Source organism: Arthrobacter sp. NPDC058127, from assembly GCF_042884555.1.
Taxonomy (GTDB): Bacteria; Actinomycetota; Actinomycetes; order Actinomycetales; family Micrococcaceae; genus Arthrobacter.
On sequence record NZ_JBHVTT010000006.1, the window covers coordinates 117,610 to 139,370 of the forward strand.

The window sequence follows — 21,761 nt, forward strand, 5'->3', positions numbered from 1 at the left end:
ATTTGGTGTTACCTAGCGGGAAACGTTGTTGAACCACAGTAGTCAGAGTGATGTTACAGCGGCTCTCCAGGGACGTTAAATCCATGTTTCGCGGTGAGAAGAAAAGTCAGCCGTATGCAACAGATGAACTGACACTGCGGCGACGCAGTTATGTGCCTAATGCGCTCAGCAGCCAGGCCCTCGTTCGGTTGAGGACCCGACTGCTGAGCTGTTGAGTGATTCTGTCCGGGCGAACGGGGGTTAGACGCCTGCCTTTTCTAGACGCCTGCCTTTTCCGGGACGAGGGAGAACGTCGCGATGCCGGTCGCGGGAATCGCATCGGCTGCCGGCGCGGTTCCGCGGAGGTAGGGTTTCTTCCACCGCATGTAGAGCAGGCCGGCGCCGACCACGAGCGCTGAACTCAGCAACGTCAGCCAGTTCTGCCACCATGGCCCGTCCGGAGTACGAGGCCACGCCATGTTGATCATGCCGGTCACTCCCCAAGCGAGTGCCAACACGTTTACGGGCACGCCCCATTTGCCCAGCTTGAACTGACCGCCGGGCTTCCAGCCTTTGAGTCGTGCCCGGAGGGCCGCAAGGACAACCATTTGGAATGCGAGGTAGATTCCCATCGTCGCGAAGGACATGATGGCCATCAGCCCCTCTTCAGAGAATTTCGAAAGCAGGACGATCAAAGCAGGCGCGATTCCGGCCAGGAGCAACGCGAATGGCGGCACTCTGCGGCTCTCGCTAAACCTCGTCCATAGACCGCTCAGCGGCAGCATCCGGTCGCGGCCCATGGCGTAAGTCAGGCGGCTCGTCGCCGCCTGGAAGCTCAGCAGGCAGGAGATGAAGGAGATCATGACGACGGCGAGGACCACTTTGACTCCGACCGCTCCGAAGGCGGATGAGAGGACAGAGTGGACCGGGTCCGCGTCCGCGCCGGACATGACGGCACCGAAGTCCGGAACGGCGAGGAGTAGCGAGAGGCATACGAACATCGACGCCGCTCCCCCGATGTAGATTGTCACCCTCATGGCCTTAGGAATGGTTGTCCCGGGATTTTTGACTTCCTCCGCCACATCGCCACAGGCCTCGAAGCCGTAATACTGGAAAATTCCGATCAAACCGGCCGCGGCAAATGCGGCGAAGTACCCATCGCCTCCGCCCGCACCGAATGTCTGGAAAATGACCGAGATATCCTGGTTTCGGGAGGCGATCAGCAGCCAGCTGCCGACGACGATCGCCCCGCCGAGCTCGGCGATCAGACCGATCATTGCCACGGTATTGAGGATCTTGGTCCCGCAGAGGTTCAACGCGGTGGAGATGGCGATCAGGACGATTGCCGCCGCAATGGTTGTGTCTACTCCGGGTTCGAATCCCAAGAGGTCTGCCACGTACGGACCGGCTCCGTAGCCCACGGTGGCAATGCTCGTCAGCAGGGCGAACAGATAGATCCATCCGCTCATCCAACCCCATTTACGGCCCCAAAGGCGTCGCGACCAAGGGTAGATACCACCGGCCACGGGGTAGCTCGAGACTACTTCGCTAAAGACCTGGGCTACGAGGAACTGGCCGGCGCCCACGATAACAAGCGACCAGATCATCGGCGGCCCACCGATGCCAAGGGAGCTGGCGAACAGGGTGTAGATACCGACAACCGGTGACAGGTAGGTGAAGCCGAGGGACACATTGCCCCAGAACGTTACATCGCGCTCGAATTTCGTCTCATAGCTGTAGCCGAGTTCGCTGAGATGTTCGGCGTCCCCATCCGTCTCTGGCGAAGGGGGGTGGGGGGTTGTGATCGTAGTCATTACACTCCTTGGATCAAGGCAACTAAGGGTTGATACGGCTTGGGAAGGTGAAAGGTCTGGCGTCTTCGTCGGCGGCGAATATCTCAAGGGACCGAAGCCCGAGTTGAATGAGTGGCTCGACGTGGTTTTTCAGATGACAACTGATATGAAACCAGTGTGACTGACAGTGAACCAGCGGTGGGTTTCGGGGTTGTAAATTCCACGTTGCCTCTTGCCTTGGAAGCCTTTGGATCCCGCACGCGCAAGTGAGGCGGGAGGGGATGAGAGCTTCAAGGCCCCCGAGTGAAACGCAGACTTAACGCGGATGAAACCCACCGAGGTCCACTGTGGGTAATCATGGTTTCACAAGGCTAAATCAGGGCCGCGAAGCCACCTTGTGGCAGGCCAACGATTGGCCGGAACCCTTCCAGCTCTCATCAAGATTCCCGTGGCACGGCTGTGCCCGACGCGGGGCAAGACCGGCAGGAGCTACACGGATGCATGTTGCTAGCGACGTCAAAGAGCATCTCTTCGACGTGACCATCGACGGGTCTCTCCGCCGTCCCGGCGAAGTCATGGCCGGCTGGTCGCCACACGACCGGTTCGGCATCGTTGTGCGGGAACCCTTCGGGGCGCTGGGAGCGAGCCTTCTCATCCAGCTGGCCGCGTTGCAGTTCTACGAGGCCCGGACCGGAAGGCGCGACGAAAACCCGCAATACCCCCAGACCTACCTCTTCCACGTCGGCGGCGCCTTCGGAGATCACAGCAGTTTCGATGTCTGGCCCGCCCGGCATGAGGTCATGGTCACCGACGCCCCCTGCGCCCTTTTGGGGGAAATCAATGACAGGGGCATCACGCGGCTGGCGGTGCCTATCGGCCGGGCCAGGCCGCTGGACTACCTCCAGGCCCAAGCGAGCGGCTGGACCGACAGGTCCGCCGCCTTGGATCGGATAAGCAGTGTCCTGGTCTATTCGCCGGACGGCCACGTGCCTGACCACGATGTGACGGTACGCGCGGCCGACCGCCAGCTGGAACTGATGACCAGCTGGAGCCTTGACGCAGAGGGAACCAAGAGGCACTTCGACGGCCTGACGGACCAAGAGCTCGTCGAAATGGAAATCGGGCCGAGCACCGCGACTGACCTGCGGTCATGGACCGCGGCATTCGGCAAGAGAATCAACGAGATCCCACGATCACAACGCAAAGCCCTTGCCCTGCGCAGGCGCCAGGAAATGCCCGGACTTGTCCGTACCGAAACGTTCCGGCGCGTAACTGTGGACGAGGGCCTCGCGCTCCTTTGAACACGGATGTGTACCCCACCCATTCAGAATGGAGTTCTGTAGAAATGACCACGAAAAAATTGCGAGTAGGCATCATTGGTGCCGGCCCCAGCGGAATGGCGCAGCTGCGCGCCTTCGAATCCGCCCGAAGGCAGGGCGCGGACATCCCCGAGATCACCTGCTTCGAAAAGCAAGCGGACTGGGGCGGGCAATGGAACTACAGCTGGCGAACCGGCCTGGATGGCCATGGCGAGCCTGTTCACAGCAGCATGTACCGCCACCTCTGGTCGAACGGGCCCAAGGAATGCCTGGAATTCTCCGACTACTCCTTCGACGAGCACTTCGGACAGACGATTTCGTCCTACCCGCCTCGCTCTGCTCTCTTCGACTACATCGAAGGAAGAGCGGTCAAAAGCGATGTCCGCAAGTACATCCAGTTCAGCACTGCGGCGCGCTGGGTTGACTACGACGACGCCGCACGGGAATTTACGGTCCTGGTCGAAGACCTGGTCACCAAACAGACCCGGAAGCATGTCTTCGACAAGCTCGTCGTCTCTACCGGACACTTCTCTACGCCCAATGTGCCGGAATTCGAGGGCATAGGGACCTTCCCGGGCCCCGTGCTCCACGCCCACGACTTTCGCGGTGCGGAGCAGTTTGCCGGCAAGAACGTTCTCCTGATCGGGAGCAGCTACTCCGCAGAAGACATCGGCATGCAGGCCTATAAGATGGGCGCGGCATCGGTGACGATCAGCTACCGGAGCAAACCGATGGGTTTCCGCTGGCCGGAGGGAGCCCGCGAAGTCCCCACCATAGAGCGCATCGACGGACAGTACGTCCATTTCGCGGACGGCAGTTCGGGACGGTTCGACGCGATGATCCTGTGCACGGGCTACCGCCACAAGTTCCCATTCCTGCCTGGCAGCCTCGCGCTGAGCACGCCCAACGTCCTGTACCCGGCCAACCTCTATAAGGGGATTGTCTGGCAAGGCAACCCCGATCTCTTCTACATCGGCATGCAGGACCAGTACTACACCTTCAACATGTTCGACGCCCAGGCTTGGCTGGCCCGTGACTACATCATGGGGCTGCACGAGATTCCGGGGAGCATTGAGCGGCAGGAGGACATCCAGTTTTGGCTGCAGAAGCAGGAAGCCCTCCACACACACGAGGACGAGGTCGACTTTCAGACCGATTACGTGAAGGACCTTATAGGCCTGACCGACTACCCGCCGTTTGACTTGGACGCGGTTGCAGTCCTGTTCAAGCAATGGATGCATGACAAGGAAGAGAACATCCTGGGGTACCGCGACAGCGTCCACACTTCAGTGATGACGGGGACTACAGCCTCGGCGCACCACACGGCATGGCTGGACGCCATGGACGACAGCATCGAGGCGTACCTTTCCACGCCCGTGATGTCACGGCCCTGACCGGGTCACGTCCCGGATCCAGGGAATTAACATCCCCGAAACCCATCGCAATTGAATTTCAGTAAAACTAGTTTCACCACAGTAAATCAAGCAGAGGACAACACCATGACTACAACTTTGAGCGGCACGATGTCCAAGGGCGGTTCCATCCACAAGGTCGAGAATGGCTTCCTGGACCTGCCGAAAATGGATGAAGAAGGATGCGAGGCGTTCATCAATGACTCCTTTGCGAACCCCGAAGGCTCCTCGATGTGCGCAGGGTTCTTCGAGCTCAAGGCCTCGGAGCCACTCGTCTACGAATACACCTACGACGAGATGAAGCTGGTTGTCCAGGGCGAATTCATCCTCACGGACTTGGCCACCGGAGCCGTCACGCACGCCAAGGAACGCGACGTCCTGTTCTTCCCCAAGGGAACCACGGTGAAGTTCGAGACACCGGACTACGCCCTGGGCTTCTTCACAGGCGACCGTACCTTCGCCCCTTAAGTGATGATTCCACGCCATTCCAGCGTGCCCCGGCCGGGGGCGGTTCCGTCCCCGGCGCGGGCCCGCGAGTACTTCGCAGTATCCTTCGGAAACGAAGGATTCAAAGAATCGGATGCATGGCTGCGGCGGCTGGACCACTCCATCCAGCGCCAGCATGTGGCGTTCCGGACGGGCGACGACGCCGCAGCCGCCGCGCTGCAGGCGCGCCTGGCGTCCGCCGTCGTCGGCATCCGGGTGGTGTTGGCCGGACCGGAGGCCGACGTCTACACCCTCCGGGCCCTTGCACTCAGAATGGGCGCCGTGGACGAGGAAGTGTTCCTGCTGGTGACGCCGGATGGCTCCCGACGGGTCCATTGCCCCCATTGCCAGTCCACGACTGTCACGGACCGACCTGTCGGTGAGGTGGTCGTGTGCACGGGGTGCCAAAAAAGCCTCGTGATCTACCACCACTTCTCACGCCGCACGGCAACGTACCTGGGCTACATGGTGGATGCCGAAGAACGAGCTAAGGAGGATGCCGCATGACAGCGACAGCGGAAGCATCGGCACCCGCGTTTCACGACGCCCTGGAACTTGTCCTCGCGGATGTCACCGACCGGACACCGTCAATCCGGAGCTTCACGTTCCGCGACCCAGCCGGAAACGAGCTGCCTCCCTACGTCCCCGGCAGCCACATAATTGTCCACTCCGGGGACAAGGCCAATGCCTACTCCCTCACCGGCTCGGGTGTACTTCCCGCTGAATACACCATTTCCGTACTGCGGGTCGACAATGGCGGAGGCGGCTCCGCCGCACTGCACCAGCTGGCGCCGGGTGCCCGGCTGAGTGTGTCCCGCCCGCGCAGCGCCTTCGCTCCCGTCGCGACGGCCAGGCACCATTTGCTCATTGCCGCCGGCATCGGCATAACACCCATGCTGTCCCATATGCGCGCCGCAACTGAATGGGGCCATTCCGCATCCCTGCTGTATGCCTACCGGCAGGGCGAGGGAGCCCATCTCGACGACGTTCGGGAACTGTGCGGGGAGAGCCTGCTTGAGTGCACAGACCGGAGCAGTTTCCTGGCTGCGCTCGGCGTCCGGCTCGGCGAACAGCCCCTGGGCACCCACCTGTATGTGTGCGGCCCTCAGGGCTTCATGGATACGGTGCTCAGCGCGGCCGCCGTGGCGGGATGGCCGCCGTCGCGGCTTCATTCGGAACCGTTCGGCACCGCGGACCTGGACCCGGGCCAGCCGTTTAGCGTCACGCTTGGCCGGAGCGGCGCCGTCGTCGATGTTCCTTCCGGCACCTCCCTGCTCAAAGCCCTGGAAGACTCCGGCCACAAAGTGCCATTCATGTGCCGCCAGGGCGTCTGCGGCGAATGCATCCTGCCCGTCCTCCGTGGCACGCCTGAGCACAGGGACCTCTACTTGTCCGAAGCCGAGAAAACCGCCAACAATTCGATAATGTGCTGCGTTTCACGCAGCCGTGATGCCGGACTGGAGATTGACCTTTGATGTTGAGCACGCAGGAATCAACCCTCACGCCGTCCGCCCGGCGCTTCCCATTCCCATTCCGCGAAGACTCCTACCGGTACAGCACCAACGTGGAACCAGCCCCGCAGTTCGTGCCGACGGATGCCGGTGGATGGGGAGACCGGCTGATCGAAATCGATCCGCATTACGGTTCCGAACTGGAGGAACGGGCGGCAATACTCGACCGTGACCCGTCACGCATCGCAATGCTCCCGCATATGGGTCCAGCCGTCTGGGACACCATCACCACCTTGCTGCCAGTGCTGGCTGCCGACTATCCCGATGTCATGTTCTTCACGCGCGAAGGCCGCCGCTGCCATTGGCGCAACGACCTCTTGGGCTTGGATATCGACTTCGTCATAGGGGACGCCTCGACCCTGCCGATGGAGCCCCTCCGCTTCATCGGCAGCCAGATCCAGGACGACATCGCATTGCTGGATCAGCGCGAAGACGCCCTCTGGCTGGACGCCGGCGTGATCACCTTTGCCGCAGACTGGTCGTTAGGCTTCGACGTCGGCATGCGCTTCCTCGAGGTCCACGGCCCGGTGCCCCGGGTCCACGAAGAGCAGATCATTACGCGGGCCCAGCAATTCCTGATGAGGCTCCAGCCCGGAGAGAAGTTCCGGCGGACGAATTGGACCATGACCGTGGACCGGCGTCTCGACACCTCCACGGAGACCTATCCCGAATGGGGACCGGATCGGCTAGAGGTGGTCGACGACCCCGACCTGCCCAAACGGCTCCACCTGCGCGTCGAAGTCCAGCACCTCATCCGGCTGCCGCATTCAGGCGCCATTCTCTTCCTCGTCCGCACCCACATGATCTCGTTGGCCGAAATTTCGGCCGTTCCGGCGTGGCGACAACGCCTCGGCCGGGTGCTGGCCGAGCTGCCCGAGGACATGGCGGACTACAAAGGAATCTCCCGATACCGCGATGCGGCGGCCCAGTGGCTGCTCGGAGGCTGAGACCCATGCCCGGGCACCAAAGTCTGGCGCTTCTTCAGGGGTATTGCTGCGTACAGCAAAGCCGACAGGACCCTCATTAACCGGGCCGCCGGACAGCCAGTCGTTGCTGAGCTCACCGACGCGTTTGCCGAACCGTTCTGGCGCCCAGTTCTCTGAATTCGTCCAACACGGCAATTCCCGAATCCTTTGAATGGGGTTGGCCCGGGATCGACTCCGTCGGCCGCTCGTGACCGTGCGCGAGCAAGAACGCCTTCGTGGTGGACTTCCGTTTCGGGCGTCATCGTGAAGACGATTGAAGCCGCTGCGATGGGCCCAGTGGGCCTGATCGGTTGCCCCCGCGAGGGGTGACCTCTGCGACAGAGGGAGTCAAGCCTCCGAAGCGCTTGGCGAGCCATACGGCTTCTGGCCCTTCAGCACAAACATCGCCGGCTACACCAAGCATGACCAGCAGGTGCAGGGAATGCTGGAGAAGAACTTCCAGAGTCAAGTCGATGCCTTCATTTCCAAGGGAATCCCGGTGATTATCGGCGAGTACGGTCTCCTCGACGGGTACGACAAGAAGGTCGAGCGTGGTGAGGCCCTGAAATTCTTCGAGGATTTCGGCTATCTCGCACGCACTTCGGGCATCACCACCATGTGGTGGGACAACGGTGATCGGTTCGACCGGGTCGCACTCAAGTGGCGTGACCAGGAGGAGTTCGACTACATCAAGACCGGGTGGACCATGCGCTCGGGTACAGCCTCCTCAGACCTCGTGTTCATCGACAGCTCGAGCAAGGTAAAGGACCAGACCGTCGCGCTCAACCTGAACGGCCTCAAGTTCAAGGAGCTCCGCTTCGGTAGCGAGGTTCTGAAGACTGGCCGGGACTACTCGCTCGACGGCGCTACTTTGACCCTCAAGGCGAAGCTGCTCAAGACTCTCCTCGGCGATCGCAGCGTCGGCAACAGCGCGCCGCTTACGGTGGGGTTCTCGGCGGGTATGCCGTGGAAGCTCAACGTGATCAGCTCCGCTGCGCCCGTCGTCCACGCTGCGACAGGAACCAACGCGTCGCTTCCTATCCCTACGGCCTTCAACACGAGCGTGAACGGCGTGGCCCCCTAAAACCGCTAGCCGTTCATGGGACCTTCTGCATGCAGCTTGCCGGCTCCTGGGCCTTCAAGGTGCACTGTGGCCCGGACCACCAGGCTATCCGGGGCGGTGTCCATCTCAACCAGGGTTTCGTGGGCGTTCAGGATGGCGAAGACTTCGGAACCGGCCTCGACCGTCAGTCCCTTGGCTTCCGCCGTCTGCCTGGCATTGTCCAAAGCCTCGCGCTGAAGCTCCTCAACATACTTGCCGTCATCTTCGCGAGCGGCATCGCCGAATGCCCAGCCAAACAAAGTCCCGGTGTTGTCCATGGCAGCGATATTACTCGCAACGGCTCGGGAAGAGGTTTGGTAGCGGATATGCCCACCCGGTCGGACACCGGCGTGGGCTGCCGCCAGCAACGCTGTGAGGTTTTCCTCGGTGACTGGACGGGGGTTGGAGGCAGGGATGGTGGGAAGGATGAGCTGGACAGCTTCGGTTATGCTCTCCTTGGCCAGTCCGAGGTCCTTGAGTGCAGTGGGTGTGCCCAGCGTGTCCTGCAGTGCGTTTAGGCCGTCCAAGGCGTTCTCGGTTCCGAAGGCAGCTGCGATTCTGTGGACTGCACTGGTGGCGGCGGGGGCGTTGAATGCCAGGACATATGGGAGCACGACGGCGTGGGTTTGGGCGTGGGGAAGGTTCCATCTGCCGCCCAGGACATGGCATATCTTGTGGTGCATCCCGGATCCCGCGGACGCGAAGGCAACGGCGGACAGATAGGCCCCGTACAGTGCCTGTTCCCTGCCGCGGAGATCGTTCAGGTTCCTGCCTATAACCGGAAGCGCGTCGTTCAGGGCGCGGATGCCTTCGACGGCAAGCGCCTGGTTGATGGGGTCGGTGCGGGGCGCCCACAAGGAGTCGATGCAGTGGGCCAAGGCGTTCAGGCCCGAGGCGATGCTCAGCTCCCTCGGCAGTGACAGGGTCAGCTCGGCATCGTAAATGACGGTCACGGGCAGCACACGGTCATCGACACCGGTGGTCTTGCGTGCTGCTTCGGTCAGCCCCCACACGTTGGTCGCCTCCGAGCCTGCATACGTGGTCGGAACGGCGAGGATGGGCAGGCCGGTTGTCAGGGCGATGGCTTTGGCGAGGCCCGTGGCGGAGCCGCCGCCGACGCTGACGAGCAGGTCAATGCCGTTCCGGATCGCCGCGTTTCGGGCCGTGTCGGCCTTGTGCAGGGGGACGTGCGGGGCGACGTCGTCATAGCTCAGCGTCACGTTGATGCCGGCCGTGACCTTTTCGGCTTCTGGCCGTTCCCTGGCGGAAGCAATGACCATGACCTTCCTGGCTCCAAGGCGCTTGATCTCCCCGGTGAGGTGTTCGGCCGCCTTACCGGCGCCGAACAGCACCCGCTGGCCCAGGGTGATGTGTTCAAATGTACGTCCCGCGCCCGTTCCGCTCACGGCTTGTAGAAGCGGTCGACGGCGGCCAGGTGCCCGGGCCGGATCGGCGCGGCGTGCTGCTGGTAGTCCGGGTGGCGGCGTATCCAGGCCTTGATGTAGGGACACACCGGGATGATGGTCAGCCCGGCGGCTATGGTGTCGTCCAATGCATGCTTGGCCAGGACCGCGGCAAGGCCCTTGCCCGCGTAGGCCTCGCTGACTTCGGTGTGGTAGAAGATCCTTTCCCTGTCGGCCGGGTCGCTGGCGGGCACGTACTCGGTCTTGCCGATGGCGCTCTCCTCGTCGACGAGCTCGTAGCAGTGGTTGACGGGGACGTGCCGGACGGCGATGGTTTTCTCCGGATCCATTGTGACTCCCGGGTGACGCGTTAGCTGGCGGGGAGAACGAAGGCCGAGTCGATTGTGATGGTGACCTTGTCGCCGACGAGGACTCCGCCGGCTTCCAGGGCGGCGTTCCAGGTGATGCCGAATTCCTTGCGCGAGATCTGTGCGGAAGCGGAGAACCCGGCGCGGGTCGCCCCGAAGGGATCAATCGCCACGCCACCGAACTCAACGTCGAAGGTCACCGGCCTGGTGGTTTCCTTGATGGTCAGGTCGCCGCTGAGGCTGAACTTCTCCTGAGTTCCCTGGACCTCGGTTGCCGTGAAGGTCATGTTCGGGAACTGCTCCACGTTGAAGAAGTCCGGTCCCTTGACATGGGCGTCGCGGTCATTGTTGTTGGAGTCAAACGAGGCGGTCTTCACGCTGGCCTCGACGGACGAGGTGCCGAGGGTGTCGCCGATGACGAGCGTTGCGTCTGCCTCGGCGAACTGGCCGCGGACCTTGCTGATGCCGGCGTGGCGGACGGTGAAGCCTACTTCGGTGTGTGCCTGGTCAAGCATCCAAGTGCCGGGGATGAGTTCAATCGTGGTCACGGTCTGTCTCCTTGGTTGGGTCGTCGCGCGTTGATTTACATGCGTATGCATATAACTATCGCCATACCCTCGGCGCTTGTCAACTGAGAAGATTCTTTTCGGCAAATAATTTGCTGGAAAGCTTTCTAGTGGCAGGCCTCCCTGGTTTCTACCTCAGGGGCCGGGCGACGACCGCCGCGGGACACGTTCGAGCCTCCTGCGCGCAGGGGCGGCCGAGAACCTACAAGGTGGAGTTGGCTTCGCGCAATTCGGCCATGGCATCGGCGACCACTGCCGCCCTATCGGCCCCGAGAACGTCGATGTAGGTTTTGCGGACGATGTCCGCAACCAGGTTCTGGAGTTCGTCGGCCAACTTAACGCCGGCCGCGGTCAGTTCGAGATAGACCACCCTTCGGTCGTCGGCGCAAGGGGTTCGGACGACCAGGTCGCGTTTGGCCAGGCGGTCCGCGATCTTGGTAAACCCGCCCGTACTGAAGGCCGCCTCACGAGCCAGCGCCGCCATGGACATCCTGCGCTCGGGGCTGCGGGTGAGGCGCAGCAGCGTCTCGGCTTCGGCTGGATCCAGGGAGAAAGCGGCGGCCACCGCCCGGTGCAGCTTCCTGTTCGTGATCTGGAAGCCTTCGATAACCAGCCCCCACTGGGTGACCGGATCAAGATTCCGGCCGGCCACCGCTTCCGCATGCTCCGTCATGTCCAATCCTTTCCGTTCCCAATGATACTGCGCCAGAGAAGCTACTTCCGTGGAACCTACTTGCTCAGCACTATCTTGCCGCCTTGACGAATTTATCTTCCTAGGAAATAATTTTCTCGATAGATGCATTTGCATATACATCACCGGCCGGGGGCTTCCTGACCGGATCAGTCCGAACAGGAGGGGTCAACATGACCGCGAATACCTCAGGCTTGCACCACGTCACAGCTATCGCCGGCGATCCGCAGGCCAACATCGACTTCTATATAAGGGGCCTAGGCCTGCGCATGGTGAAGAAGACGGTCAACTTCGATGATCCGTCCACCTACCACTTGTACTACGGCGACGAGTCCGGCCGACCCGGCACCCTCATGACATTCTTCCCGTGGCGGGGCATCGCTCCCGGCCGCATCGGGGCAGGACAGTCGACCTCCACCGCGTTCTCGATCCCGGAAGGCACGCTGGGCTGGTGGCAGGAGCATTTCAAGGCACTCGGCGTCGAATCCACAATCACCCGTGAGTCTGCCGACGAAGAGCGCCTCTCCCTGCGGGATCCGGACGGGCTGCAGCTGGATCTGGTCGCATCCTCCACCAGCGATCCCCGGAACCCCTGGGATTCCGCCTCCGTGCCCGCCGAGTATGCCGTGCGCGGCCAGCACTCCTCTGTGCTCACCGTGGCCGACCCGGACAAGACCGTGGCCGTGCTGACCGAGGACCTTGGCCTGCACCTGGTCGGCACCTCCGGTAACCGCACCCGACTGGCGGCCGGCAACGGCGGTCCCGGAAACCTCATCGACGTCATCGCCGACCCCAAAGCCCAGCCCGGTCTCACCGCAGGCGGCACCGTGCACCACATCGCCTTCAGGGTCCCTGACGCCGCGACCCAGGAGAACTGGCGCCAGGAACTGGTCGGACGCGGTTTCCACGTCACGGACATCCTGGACCGCCAGTACTTCACCTCCATCTACTTCCGCGAACCCGGCGGCGTGCTTTACGAAATCGCAACCGACACCCCCGGCTTCGACGTCGACGAACCGCTCCTCGAACTCGGCCGCTCCCTGAAGCTGCCGCCGTGGCTCGAGCCCTCCCGCGAGGCCATCGAACATTCCGTGGCACGCATCGAATTGCCGGCCGAGAACAACCCCGCCCTGGCTGGACGGTAGTTCGCCGATGAGCACTCAAACCAGCATCGTCACCGGCCGGCCGCATCTTTTCAGCCCCGGCGAGGCAGGGACCCCAGTGCTGCTGATGCTGCACGGCACCGGCGGCAACGAGCACGAGATCGCCTCCCTCGCCGCCGAACTCCAACCCGACGCCGGCGTACTCGCACCCCGCGGCCAGGTGCAGGAGCACGGCATCCTCCGATGGTTCCGGCGCCACGGCGAAGGGCTCTTTGACGTCGACGACGTCATCGCAAGGGCAACAGATCTGGCAGTCTTCCTGGACGCCGCCCGAGAACACTACGGATTCGGCAACAGGCCCGTGATAGCAGTCGGCTTCTCAAACGGTGCCAACATTGCCTTGGCCGCAGCCATCCTGTACCCCCAGACCCTGGATCAGGTCATCGCATTTTCCGGCATGTACCCCTTTGGGGACCGGGAAAATGCGACCGACCTCAGTGGCAGCAGGCTGCTGATCCTAAACGGCGAGTCCGACCCCATGGCCCCGCTTCCCAGCGTCAGGACACTCATCGCCGCCCTCCACCAAAACGGCGCCGATGTAAAACAGGTCCTGCGTCCCGGCGGACACGGCATCGCGCACGCCGATCTCGAAGCCGCAAGACAGTGGCTGGAAGAAGCCAGCAGATAAACGAAAATCTCGATACGGTTTTGACTGAGAGGATGAACCGGAATTAGTGGGCCCAACATGAGCAGAAGGGGATTCAGTTCACGCTTTACCTGACCGGTCCCAAGCTTGCCTTAGCGCGCTACGCCGCTTTGAACTCGATGCAGCGTATTCGCAGGTATTACGCCCGCATTCTCCCTGGGGCCGATGAATTCTTTCCCGTTCCACACGGACAAGACGCACTGAATGAGCTACTTGAGATCGGAAGCCGAGGATCCTGGCGTGGCGTCTTCTTCACGATGTCTACGGCCGGCGTGGCACTTATCAGTTCACCGCTGTCCCTAATTCGCATTATTCTTGCGGGACACCGCCCCCACCGATAGTGGCAGTTGCTCATCTGGCCCCATCGTTAGCTCCTGGCCGGCCAAGTGCTCAAGCCGTCGGTCAAGCTCTCGGGAACGGGGAGATTCATTGCCCTTTTCTGATAACAGGCAAAGGTGCTGTGTCGAAGAATCGGTATTCCCCCATGGGGGCGCGGATTGTTCCGGCGGCTTCAGCTTTCCCCCGGATGAAGTCATGGTCATCTCTGGAGAGCACCACCTGTCCTTTCGGGTCAAACTCAATGTCCCCGCACGGGTCTTTGCGGAATTTCGCCGACATTGCCGGGGGCAGGAGCAGACTTGCCGGATTTTCCAGAAGCCATGTCCGGGTCTCGGAATCGAGCCGGTCCCACTCATCTCTAATGTTCACTGTGACCTTCCTTGACCGCTCGTCACGACTGTCGGGAATGGGATTTAGTTGTGCAGTCCACAACATGCGCCGTGGCCGCCTGTTCCCGGATGTCCCTGACGGCGGCGGCTGCTGTCGCCATGTCTTCGTACGCCTCCGACTTTGCCAGGGTTTCCCCGGCGGAATTGACGAGGTTTATCCGGACCCCTCGCGGTTCAGCGTCTACAAGTTCGAATTGGCCAGGCATCGGTGTCCCCTTCACGATTGGCTGCATTGACGTTCGTGCTGGCGAGCGTCGCCGAAACAATCATTATATGACAACTATGTCAATAATTATGAATTTGACGGAAAAATACCTGTTATTCCTGCGCGGTCAGTTGATCGGGCCGCCGATCGACCATGGTGTGCGCAGCACGCGCTCCGCAAGCAGTCGCCGCTCGCCGATGATAGCCACCTCGGCCGTCACCGCGGCCTCGGCAGCCGACGGGCCAGCGATGAGCCGCAACGGGCCGGGGTCGGCTCCGAGCGCCCCGTCTTCGCCGGTGATCGCGAGCCGGGCAGCGTCCACGCGGAAGGAGACCGTCCGCGATTCACCGGACCCGATCGGGATCCGTGCGTACCCGATGAGTTGTACGGCCGGGCGAACTACGGGGGCCGACGGGAAGGCCGCGTAGAGCTGGTCGACCTCTACGGTGTTATCGCCGTCATTGCGTATCGTCACGGCCGCGTCGAGCGAGCCCCCAGTGCTGAGGTTCGCGGCGGCCCGCTGGATCTCCGCATATCAGGAGCATCGGGAACTCATCAGCACCGGCCGGGTCGTCGCCGACGGCGACTTTGACCCTGACGGGCCGGCCTTGCGCGGTGTCGTTGCCACCGACGGCTCGGAGGCGATCTACACAATCGTGACGCCGCCGCTGTCCGCGGATTCGCGACGTCGGGTCCGCCTGCCAGGACTTTTGGCAGAGGCACGGTACCGCGTCGAGTCCGCCCGCCCAGGCTCGCTCGGCCCCTCGTGGCTGAGCCCGTACTGGCTAGACCAGACCGCTGGTCTCGACTCCGACGCCGGGACCCCGTCCTACTCTGGGAGCCTTCTCCGGGAGGCGGGTCTCGACCTGCCCACCTTCCACCCGGACCGGGCCCTCGTCTTGCGACTGGTCCGCGTCGACGCCTGACCCTTCGCGATCCGCCGCGCCCGCACACCTTCGGTACCGCCAACGACGTCAAATGCGCCCTATTTCAACGGTCTCCTAACCCAGCTTGAGGAAGATGCCTGCTTCAGTGAGTTCGTCGACGAACGCCTGGACCGTGTCGGTTCGATTCCAGTCCCGCTGCAGCTCGCAGGCCAGCTGGGCAATGCTGACCGGCTGGGCGCCAGCCCGTGTGACGCGCGTGATCGCTGTTTCGTGGGCGATGACCGAAGTGCCACCGACCGCGTCAACGACTGGAAAGACCTCAAAGCCCTCGCGCAGCGCATCGAGGGTGGGGAAGGTGAGGCATGCTTCGGTCCAAAGCGCGGCTATGATCAGCTTCTTTCGCGCGGTCGCGCTGACTGCCGCTCGAAATGCCACATCCTCCCACGCGTTGATTGATGTTCTGTCCAACGAGGGCACGCCGGTCAGTAAGTCGGCGAGGGCTGGGATAGTGCCCTTGTTTCGACCAGTGGCCACGTTTACCGTCGATAAGACGATCGGAATATCGAATGTGCGAGCGAGCTTTACCGTCGTAGCGATGTTTCGGATGAGTTGTGCCCTGTCGATCGAGTTGATCGACTGCACTTGTGTTGGCTGGTAGTCGATGACGAGGAGGTCGGAGTTTTCCGGGGTGAGAAGTCCGTCGGTGAGTGGATCGCGGCGAGGCTCGCTAGTCATTTGGGGAGCGCCTTTCGTGCAGGAGATGTTGATGGAGGAATGTCGCCGTGTAGTTGTGTGCGTCATCCAGAGCTGCGCTGGTTCCAAGCCTCTACCCCGGGTTCACTATCGTCAACGTCCCGCAGCAGGAGGCGCACATGTAATGCTGCCGGGGCGGGGAAGAGAATTTCACGGTTGCGCGGAACATATCGCAACTATGCTGAATCTGCTGTCATCGGTGGGCTACGCGCGCCCGAACCCAAGGAGAGTTGGTTGTCATGAGTGAACACTTCGACGTCGTGATTCTCGGGGCTGGCCCCGGCGGCTATGTCGCGGCGATTCGTGCCGCGCAGCTTGGTCTGCGGGTGGCGGTGGTCGAGAAGAAGTACTGGGGCGGCGTGTGCCTGAATGTCGGCTGTATCCCATCGAAGGCCCTGCTGCGCAACGCGGAGCTTGCACATATATTCAATACCCAGGCGGAAATGTTCGGAATCATAGGGGACGTGTCCTTTGACTTTGGCGCCGCCTTCGACCGAAGCCGACAGGTTGCCGATGGACGTGTCAGGGGCGTGCATTTCCTGATGAAGAAGAACGGGATCACCGAATACGACGGCTCCGGATCCTTCACGGACGCCCACAGCATGGACGTGGACCTGAACACCGGGGGAACCGAGACCCTCACCTTCGACCACGCCATCATCGCCACCGGATCAACGGTCCGAATGCTGCCAGGGGTCGTGGCAAGCGCGAATGTCGTGACATATGAGGAGCAGATTCTGGACCGGGAGCTGCCCCGATCCATCGTGATAGTCGGCGCCGGGGCCATTGGCATGGAGTTCGCCTACGTCCTGCGCAACTACGGGGTCGACGTAACGATCATCGAGTTCTTGGACCGAGCGCTCCCGACCGAAGACGCGGACGTTTCCAAGGAAATATTCAAGCAGTACAAGAAGCTGGGCGTCCCAATCCTCACCTCGACGAAGGTGGAAACGGTGCTGGATGAGGGATCATCAGTCACTGTCACCTACACCGGCCGCGACGGTGCGGCCGGAAGCCTCCGGACGGACAAGGTGCTGGTTTCGATCGGGTTTGCCGCGAACGTCAGCGGCTTCGGACTGGAAAGCACGGGGGTGGCTCTAACAACCGACCGAAGGGCGATCGCCATTGACGACTACATGCGGACCAATGTTCCGCACATCTACGCGATCGGCGATGTGACGGCCAAGCTTCAGCTCGCCCATGTCGCCGAGGCACAGGGCGTTGTAGCTGCCGAAACCATCGCCGGAGCGGAGACCATGCCCTTGGGCGACTACCGCATGATGCCGCGCGCCACATTCTGCCAGCCGCAGGTGGCCAGCTTCGGCCTTACCGAACAGCAGGCCCGCGACGAAGGCCGAGACATCAAGGTCACCACATTCCCGTTCACGGCCAACGGCAAAGCGCACGGCTTGGGAGGGCCCACGGGCTTCGTCAAACTGATCGCCGAAACGCAGCACGGTGAACTGCTGGGCGGCCATCTCATAGGGCCGGATGTCTCTGAGTTGCTGCCCGAGCTCACGTTGGCCCAGAAGTGGGATCTCACTGCCACTGAACTGGCACGGAACGTCCACACTCATCCGACCCTCAGCGAGGCCCTGCAGGAAACCTTCCACGGGCTCACAGGACACATGATTAATCTTTGAAAGGTACGGCAGACGGACGTGGCAACTGAGGCAGGTGGAGTCGATGGCTGACCAGATACGCCAGGGCACCGAGCCGTCCACCTGGGCGCCGATGGCCTCGGCGATCTTCCGGGGCCTCTGGTTCGCTCAGCTTGGCTCCAATGTGGGCACTTGGATGCAAACTGTAGGCGCTCAGTGGATGCTGGTCAATGAACCGAATGCGGCCGTCCTGGTTTCCCTGGTGCAAGTCGCGACCACGCTGCCGGTGATGCTGCTGTCCCTGCCTTCCGGCGTCCTTGCCGACCTGCTCGACCGACGTCATTTGCTCATTTCGGTGCAGACGGCGATGGCCCTGACGGCCGGCCTTCTGGCGGTCCTCACCTGGGCCGGGGTGACCACTCCGGTGGTGGTGTTGGTGCTTTTGTTCCTCATGGGATGTGGTCAGGCCCTGACTGCCCCGGCCTGGCAGGCGATCCAGCCGAGTCTAGTGCCAAGGGCGCAGATTCCAGCGGCTGCAGCGCTGGGCAGTATGAACGTCAACGTCGGGCGCGCCGTGGGTCCGGCAATAGCCGGGGTGCTGGTGTCGGTATCGGGCCCGACCCTGGTGTTCGGGCTCAACGCGCTCTCTTTCATAGGGGTCGTTGTGGTCCTCATTGCCTGGCGTGAGAAAAAGCCGGCCGCACAGGCCCTGCCGATGGAACGCCCCGTTGCTGCGTTGGGCTCCGGCCTGAGATTTATCCGCAACGCCCCCGCGGTGCGGCGAATCCTTCTGCGGTCGGTGTTGTTCATCGTTCCGGCCAGTGCCCTGTGGGCGCTGCTGCCCGTTGTTGCTCACGGCGCCCTGCACCTGGAGTCGGCGGGCTACGGTGGTCTTCTAGGTGCACTTGGGCTGGGTGCGGTGCTTGGCGCATTCGGCCTTTCCCGGCTCAGGATGCGGTTCAGCGCCAACGAGCTGATGGCGGCCTCAGCGATCGTTTTCGGTGGCGCGACGGTGGGGCTAGCCTTGGTCCCCTCCGTGATCGTGGTCGCGCTCGTCCTTATTCTTGCGGGGGCCGCCTGGCTGGTGGTGCTCTCCACCTTGAATTCGTCGATGCAGCTGATGCTCCCCAACTGGGTGCGCGCACGGGGCCTGGCCGCATACATGGTTGTCTTCATGGGTGGCCAGGCGGTCGGGTCGCTACTTTGGGGAGGCGTTGCCGGGCTGACGGACACCGTCTGGGCGTTGATCGTATCCGCCATTCTGTTGGGTATTTGTGCCATGTCGGTGGCAACCTGGCCGCTGCCGCCGACTATTGGCCAGCTCGACCTCACGCCCTCGGCGCATTGGCCCGAACCCGCACTGGCCTTTGAACCCGACCCCTCAGACGGCCCGGTCATGGTCCTGAAGACCTATCAGGTCGCTGCGGAAGATATTGATTCCTTCACCTCGCTGATGTGCAAGGTCGGCGAGGCACAACAACGCTCCGGCGCAATGCAATGGGGGCTCTTTGCCGATGGCAACGCCCCCGGCCGTTTCGTCGAGAAGTTTCTGATTCGTTCCTGGGAGGGTCACCTGCGCCAACACCAGGAAAGGAATACCGCCGCCGTTCAGGCCGTTCAGGCGCAGGCAGAAGCCCTGAGCATCGAGAGGCCAACCGTCAGGCACCTCATAGCGGCAACGGCCAACGCACCCCGGGGTGGAAAGTAGCCGGGTCCGCCTCCTGGCGGCACCCGGCCCTACCCGAGCCTTGAGTCGTCCGCGGCCCAGGTTACTCCCAAGCCGTCAGGGGGCCAGGACGCCTTCCGGTGCGAGGGCAGCTGGCGTCCAGCGCAGGTGTGACGTAGTCTGCACATCCGTATCCAGTTCCCTGAGCAGGGAGAGCCGGGGGCGGACTGCATCGGTGCGGCTGCTCGGCGGCTTCCGGCGTCCGGCCCTGAACTGCGGAACCCAGTCTGCTCCGTCGCCTTGGTATTCCTGCTCGGCAGCTGCATGCAGTGTCCACTGCGGGTCGTACAAGTGTGTGCGCCCGAGGGCCACGAGATCGGCGCGGCCCGCGAGCAGGACCGAATTGACGTCGTCGTACGTGGAAATGGCGCCGACGGCGATGACGGCCGCTCCCGCGGGCTCGGCGACTTCCTGTCGGATGCGGTCCGCGAAAGGCGTCTGGTAGCTGCGGCCGAAGGCCGGCTTCTCCTCCTTGGCGATCTGTCCGGTGGAGACATCTATGCCGGCAGCGCCGTGGGCGATAAAGGCCTTGGCTATGGCCAGTGAATCATCGGAGGTGTTGCCTCCTTCGATCCAGTCGGTCGCCGAAACGCGGACGGTCATCGGCTTGTGGGCAGGCCAGACCTTCCGAACAGCGTCGAAGACCTCCAGGGGGAAGCGCAATCTGTTCTCGAGGCTGCCTCCGTACTTGTCGGTCCTGCGGTTGGAGATCGGAGAGAGGAATGACGAGAGCAGGTAGCCGTGCGCCGCGTGAACTTCCAGGAGATCGAAATCGGCCTCGGCGGCCCGGTGTGCGGACTCCACGAAGTCAGCCTTGACACTTTCCATTTCGGCCCGGTCGATCTCGCGGGGGATCTGGTTTCCCGGGCCGTAGGGTAGCGCAGATGGCCCGACCGGCTCCCAGTTCCCTGTCTCCAGTGGCTCGTCGATGCCCTCCCACATCAGGCGCGTGGATCCCTTGCGGCCGGAATGTCCGAGCTGGACACCGATTTTCGCCGTCGACCGCGCGTGGACAAAGTCAACGATGGATTTCCAGCTGTCCCGTTGGTCGTCGGTGTAGAGGCCGGAGCAGCCGGGGGTGATACGGCCTTCGGCGGAGACGCAGACCATTTCCGTCATGACCAGCCCTGCTCCACCGAGTGCCTTGGACCCCAGATGCACCATGTGGAAGTCCCCGGGGATCCCGTCGGTAGCGGAGTACATGTCCATCGGAGAGACCACGATCCGGTTCTTCAGTTCCAGCTCTCCGATGCGGTACGGCTGGAACATGGCCGGGGCGACGGTCGGCAGTCCCTGGAGTTGGGCGAAGTTCCGGTCTACGTCGTCGGCGAATTCAGGGTCGCGGAGCCGCAGGTTTTCCTGGGTAATGCGGCGGGATCGGGTGAGCAGGTTGAATGCGAACTGGGTGGGGTCCTGGTTCCTGTATTGGCCGATCCTTTCGAACCATTCAAGCGAGGCCTGGGCGGCCCGCTGGGTGGATTCGACGACGGGCCGCCGCTCCACCTCGTAGGCGGACAGTGCGGACTCGAGGTCAGAGTGTTCATGAAGGCAGGCTGCCAGGGCCAAGGCGTCTTCCATGGCGAGCTTGGTTCCGGAACCGATGGAGAAGTGCGCGGTGTGGGCCGCGTCGCCGAGCAGGACGATGTTGCCGTGGCGCCAGCTGCTGTTCCGCACCGTGGTGAAGTTCAGCCATTTGGAGTTGTTCGCCAGGACTTCGTGGCCTTCCAGCTCGTCGGCGAAGATGCGGCGGATCTTCTCGATGGCCTTTTCATCAGAGACACCGGGCGGGAAAACCTCGCCGGCGGTTTCGTCAAAGCCGGCCGCCTCCCACACGTCGGGAGACATTTCGACGATGAACGTGGATCCTTCGTCAGAGTAGGGGTAGCCGTGAATCTGCATGACGCCGTAGTCGGTTTCTTTGACGAAGAACTTGAAGGCTTCGAAGACCAGGTCGGTGCCCAGCCACATGAATTTGTTGGCCCGGGGATTGAGGTTGGGGCGGAACGAGTCGGCGTATGTTGCTCGGATCTGCGAATTCACACCGTCCGAAGCGAGCACCAGGTCGTAGCCGGCTTCGAGCTCCTGGATGGGCGGAGCGAGTGTGCTGAACCGCACGTCCACTCCGAGTTCGAGGCAGCGGCGCTGCAGGAGTTCCAGCAGCTCCTTCCGGCTCATGGCCGCGAATCCCTGGCCTCCAACGGTCAGGGTTTCGCCGCGGAAGTGGATGTCGATATCCGACCAGCGTGCGAAGCGGCGACTCATGTATTCGGCCACCACGGGGTCGGCGTTTCCGATGCCGCCCAGCGTCTCGTCAGAAAACACGACGCCGAAGCCGAATGTGTCCGTGGCGGCGTTGCGTTCCCAGAGCGTGATGTCGTGGGCAGGATCAAGCTGCTTCATCAGTGCTGCGAAGTACAGGCCTCCGGGGCCGCCTCCGACGATTGCGATCTTCATGGA

Annotated in this window: 21 protein-coding genes and 2 pseudogenes; 13 read left to right on the forward strand and 10 right to left on the reverse strand. The window is 62.5% G+C overall.

The window, feature by feature from the left end; genetic code table 11:
- Positions 1-257: 257 nt before the first annotated feature.
- A complete protein-coding gene (locus tag ACFVTG_RS11185) occupies positions 258-1,793 on the reverse strand; it encodes an APC family permease (protein WP_390280387.1) in 1,536 nt (511 codons plus the stop codon).
- 476 nt (positions 1,794-2,269) lie between these two features.
- Here ACFVTG_RS11185 and ACFVTG_RS11190 point away from each other — a divergent pair, with 476 nt between their 5' ends.
- The 8 genes and pseudogenes from ACFVTG_RS11190 to ACFVTG_RS11225 all read left to right on the forward strand — a co-directional run bounded on the left by ACFVTG_RS11190 (position 2,270) and on the right by ACFVTG_RS11225 (position 8,549).
- The gene (locus ACFVTG_RS11190) at positions 2,270-3,073 is read left to right on the forward strand and encodes a hypothetical protein (protein WP_390280389.1); all 804 of its coding nucleotides are present in this window, start codon (positions 2,270-2,272) and stop codon (positions 3,071-3,073) included.
- 44 nt (positions 3,074-3,117) lie between these two features.
- Positions 3,118-4,485 carry an NAD(P)-binding domain-containing protein gene (locus tag ACFVTG_RS11195; protein WP_390280392.1) on the forward strand — a complete coding sequence of 456 codons (1,368 nt, stop codon included), beginning with the start codon at positions 3,118-3,120 and terminating at the stop codon, positions 4,483-4,485.
- A 51-nt stretch (positions 4,486-4,536) separates the two neighbouring features.
- A complete protein-coding gene (locus ACFVTG_RS11200; protein ID WP_390280395.1) occupies positions 4,537-4,971 on the forward strand; it encodes a cupin domain-containing protein in 435 nt (144 codons plus the stop codon).
- A gap of 3 nt (positions 4,972-4,974) precedes the next feature.
- Entirely contained in the window at positions 4,975-5,496 is a 522-nt protein-coding gene (locus ACFVTG_RS11205; RefSeq protein ID WP_284755545.1) for a dimethylamine monooxygenase subunit DmmA family protein, read from the forward strand.
- Positions 5,493-6,464 carry a PDR/VanB family oxidoreductase gene (locus tag ACFVTG_RS11210; RefSeq protein WP_390280398.1) on the forward strand — a complete coding sequence of 324 codons (972 nt, stop codon included), beginning with the start codon at positions 5,493-5,495 and terminating at the stop codon, positions 6,462-6,464. Before ACFVTG_RS11205 ends, ACFVTG_RS11210 begins: the two co-directional genes overlap by 4 nt.
- A complete protein-coding gene (locus tag ACFVTG_RS11215; protein ID WP_390280401.1) occupies positions 6,464-7,447 on the forward strand; it encodes a DUF3445 domain-containing protein in 984 nt (327 codons plus the stop codon). The genes ACFVTG_RS11210 and ACFVTG_RS11215 overlap by 1 nt, the downstream gene beginning before the upstream one ends.
- A gap of 406 nt (positions 7,448-7,853) precedes the next feature.
- Positions 7,854-8,090: pseudogene (locus ACFVTG_RS11220) on the forward strand (cellulase family glycosylhydrolase); the annotation flags it as partial.
- A gap of 81 nt (positions 8,091-8,171) precedes the next feature.
- Positions 8,172-8,549, forward strand: coding sequence for a X2-like carbohydrate binding domain-containing protein (locus ACFVTG_RS11225; protein ID WP_284755544.1), 378 nt, complete (start codon positions 8,172-8,174; stop codon positions 8,547-8,549).
- Positions 8,550-8,902: 353 nt separating this feature from the next.
- Here the strand turns inward: ACFVTG_RS11225 and ACFVTG_RS11230 are convergent.
- The 4 genes and pseudogenes from ACFVTG_RS11230 to ACFVTG_RS11245 form a co-directional block, all read right to left on the reverse strand.
- A pseudogene (locus tag ACFVTG_RS11230) lies at positions 8,903-9,973 on the reverse strand (maleylacetate reductase); the annotation flags it as partial.
- Positions 9,970-10,320, reverse strand: coding sequence for a GNAT family N-acetyltransferase (locus ACFVTG_RS11235; RefSeq protein ID WP_390280404.1), 351 nt, complete (start codon positions 10,318-10,320; stop codon positions 9,970-9,972). The gene ACFVTG_RS11235 and the pseudogene ACFVTG_RS11230, both read right to left, overlap by 4 nt.
- A 20-nt stretch (positions 10,321-10,340) precedes the next feature.
- Positions 10,341-10,853 (reverse strand): YceI family protein, encoded by a 513-nt coding sequence (locus ACFVTG_RS11240; RefSeq protein WP_390280551.1) that lies wholly within the window; start codon positions 10,851-10,853, stop codon positions 10,341-10,343.
- A 253-nt stretch (positions 10,854-11,106) separates the two neighbouring features.
- Positions 11,107-11,577 (reverse strand): MarR family winged helix-turn-helix transcriptional regulator, encoded by a 471-nt coding sequence (locus ACFVTG_RS11245; protein ID WP_390280407.1) that lies wholly within the window; start codon positions 11,575-11,577, stop codon positions 11,107-11,109.
- A 191-nt stretch (positions 11,578-11,768) separates the two neighbouring features.
- Here ACFVTG_RS11245 and ACFVTG_RS11250 point away from each other — a divergent pair, with 191 nt between their 5' ends.
- Positions 11,769-12,740: a ring-cleaving dioxygenase gene (locus ACFVTG_RS11250; RefSeq protein WP_390280409.1), complete on the forward strand. Its 972-nt coding sequence runs from the start codon at positions 11,769-11,771 to the stop codon at positions 12,738-12,740.
- Positions 12,741-12,747: 7 nt separating this feature from the next.
- Positions 12,748-13,386, forward strand: coding sequence for an alpha/beta hydrolase (locus ACFVTG_RS11255; RefSeq protein WP_390280411.1), 639 nt, complete (start codon positions 12,748-12,750; stop codon positions 13,384-13,386).
- Between the two features lie 444 nt (positions 13,387-13,830).
- Here the strand turns inward: ACFVTG_RS11255 and ACFVTG_RS11260 are convergent, their stop codons facing one another.
- The 3 genes from ACFVTG_RS11260 to ACFVTG_RS11270 form a co-directional block, all read right to left on the reverse strand.
- Positions 13,831-14,112: a hypothetical protein gene (locus ACFVTG_RS11260; RefSeq protein WP_390280413.1), complete on the reverse strand. Its 282-nt coding sequence runs from the start codon at positions 14,110-14,112 to the stop codon at positions 13,831-13,833.
- A gap of 22 nt (positions 14,113-14,134) precedes the next feature.
- The gene (locus ACFVTG_RS11265; RefSeq protein WP_390280415.1) at positions 14,135-14,365 is read right to left on the reverse strand and encodes a DUF1508 domain-containing protein; all 231 of its coding nucleotides are present in this window, start codon (positions 14,363-14,365) and stop codon (positions 14,135-14,137) included.
- Positions 14,366-14,464: 99 nt separating this feature from the next.
- The gene (locus ACFVTG_RS11270; RefSeq protein WP_390280417.1) at positions 14,465-14,812 is read right to left on the reverse strand and encodes a fibronectin type III-like domain-contianing protein; all 348 of its coding nucleotides are present in this window, start codon (positions 14,810-14,812) and stop codon (positions 14,465-14,467) included.
- Between the two features lie 22 nt (positions 14,813-14,834).
- Between ACFVTG_RS11270 and ACFVTG_RS11275 the strand changes: the two genes are divergently transcribed.
- Positions 14,835-15,263: a GH36 C-terminal domain-containing protein gene (locus ACFVTG_RS11275; protein ID WP_390280419.1), complete on the forward strand. Its 429-nt coding sequence runs from the start codon at positions 14,835-14,837 to the stop codon at positions 15,261-15,263.
- Between the two features lie 75 nt (positions 15,264-15,338).
- On the opposite strand, the gene ACFVTG_RS11280 is transcribed toward ACFVTG_RS11275, so the two are convergent.
- Positions 15,339-15,959 (reverse strand): isochorismatase family protein, encoded by a 621-nt coding sequence (locus ACFVTG_RS11280; RefSeq protein ID WP_390280421.1) that lies wholly within the window; start codon positions 15,957-15,959, stop codon positions 15,339-15,341.
- 257 nt (positions 15,960-16,216) lie between these two features.
- Here ACFVTG_RS11280 and lpdA point away from each other — a divergent pair, with 257 nt between their 5' ends.
- Together lpdA and ACFVTG_RS11290 are read left to right on the forward strand one after the other, a co-directional pair.
- Entirely contained in the window at positions 16,217-17,620 is a 1,404-nt protein-coding gene (gene lpdA / locus ACFVTG_RS11285; protein ID WP_390280423.1) for a dihydrolipoyl dehydrogenase, read from the forward strand.
- Positions 17,621-17,663: 43 nt separating this feature from the next.
- On the forward strand, positions 17,664-19,286 hold the full coding sequence (locus ACFVTG_RS11290; RefSeq protein WP_390280425.1) for an MFS transporter: 1,623 nt from the start codon (positions 17,664-17,666) through the stop codon (positions 19,284-19,286).
- 75 nt (positions 19,287-19,361) lie between these two features.
- Here ACFVTG_RS11290 and ACFVTG_RS11295 read toward each other — a convergent pair whose 3' ends face one another.
- Entirely contained in the window at positions 19,362-21,758 is a 2,397-nt protein-coding gene (locus ACFVTG_RS11295; protein ID WP_390280428.1) for a bifunctional salicylyl-CoA 5-hydroxylase/oxidoreductase, read from the reverse strand.
- Between the last annotated feature and the right edge of the window lie 3 nt (positions 21,759-21,761).

What these genes read in the sequence shown, in the direction of transcription:
- ACFVTG_RS11225 (WP_284755544.1), top strand. Translation starts at nt 8,172, where the DNA reads ATGCGCTCGGGTACAGCCTCCTCAGACCTCGTGTTCATCGACAGCTCG.
- ACFVTG_RS11205 (WP_284755545.1), top strand. Translation starts at nt 4,975, where the DNA reads ATGATTCCACGCCATTCCAGCGTGCCCCGGCCGGGGGCGGTTCCGTCC.
- lpdA (WP_390280423.1), top strand. Translation starts at nt 16,217, where the DNA reads ATGAGTGAACACTTCGACGTCGTGATTCTCGGGGCTGGCCCCGGCGGC.
- ACFVTG_RS11210 (WP_390280398.1), top strand. Translation starts at nt 5,493, where the DNA reads ATGACAGCGACAGCGGAAGCATCGGCACCCGCGTTTCACGACGCCCTG.
- ACFVTG_RS11290 (WP_390280425.1), top strand. Translation starts at nt 17,664, where the DNA reads ATGGCTGACCAGATACGCCAGGGCACCGAGCCGTCCACCTGGGCGCCG.
- ACFVTG_RS11195 (WP_390280392.1), top strand. Translation starts at nt 3,118, where the DNA reads ATGACCACGAAAAAATTGCGAGTAGGCATCATTGGTGCCGGCCCCAGC.
- ACFVTG_RS11280 (WP_390280421.1), bottom strand. Translation starts at nt 15,959, where the DNA reads ATGACTAGCGAGCCTCGCCGCGATCCACTCACCGACGGACTTCTCACC.
- ACFVTG_RS11265 (WP_390280415.1), bottom strand. Translation starts at nt 14,365, where the DNA reads ATGCAGCCAATCGTGAAGGGGACACCGATGCCTGGCCAATTCGAACTT.
- ACFVTG_RS11245 (WP_390280407.1), bottom strand. Translation starts at nt 11,577, where the DNA reads ATGACGGAGCATGCGGAAGCGGTGGCCGGCCGGAATCTTGATCCGGTC.
- ACFVTG_RS11250 (WP_390280409.1), top strand. Translation starts at nt 11,769, where the DNA reads ATGACCGCGAATACCTCAGGCTTGCACCACGTCACAGCTATCGCCGGC.
- ACFVTG_RS11190 (WP_390280389.1), top strand. Translation starts at nt 2,270, where the DNA reads ATGCATGTTGCTAGCGACGTCAAAGAGCATCTCTTCGACGTGACCATC.
- ACFVTG_RS11255 (WP_390280411.1), top strand. Translation starts at nt 12,748, where the DNA reads ATGAGCACTCAAACCAGCATCGTCACCGGCCGGCCGCATCTTTTCAGC.
- ACFVTG_RS11215 (WP_390280401.1), top strand. Translation starts at nt 6,464, where the DNA reads ATGTTGAGCACGCAGGAATCAACCCTCACGCCGTCCGCCCGGCGCTTC.
- ACFVTG_RS11240 (WP_390280551.1), bottom strand. Translation starts at nt 10,853, where the DNA reads ATGCTTGACCAGGCACACACCGAAGTAGGCTTCACCGTCCGCCACGCC.
- ACFVTG_RS11235 (WP_390280404.1), bottom strand. Translation starts at nt 10,320, where the DNA reads ATGGATCCGGAGAAAACCATCGCCGTCCGGCACGTCCCCGTCAACCAC.
- ACFVTG_RS11295 (WP_390280428.1), bottom strand. Translation starts at nt 21,758, where the DNA reads ATGAAGATCGCAATCGTCGGAGGCGGCCCCGGAGGCCTGTACTTCGCA.
- ACFVTG_RS11185 (WP_390280387.1), bottom strand. Translation starts at nt 1,793, where the DNA reads ATGACTACGATCACAACCCCCCACCCCCCTTCGCCAGAGACGGATGGG.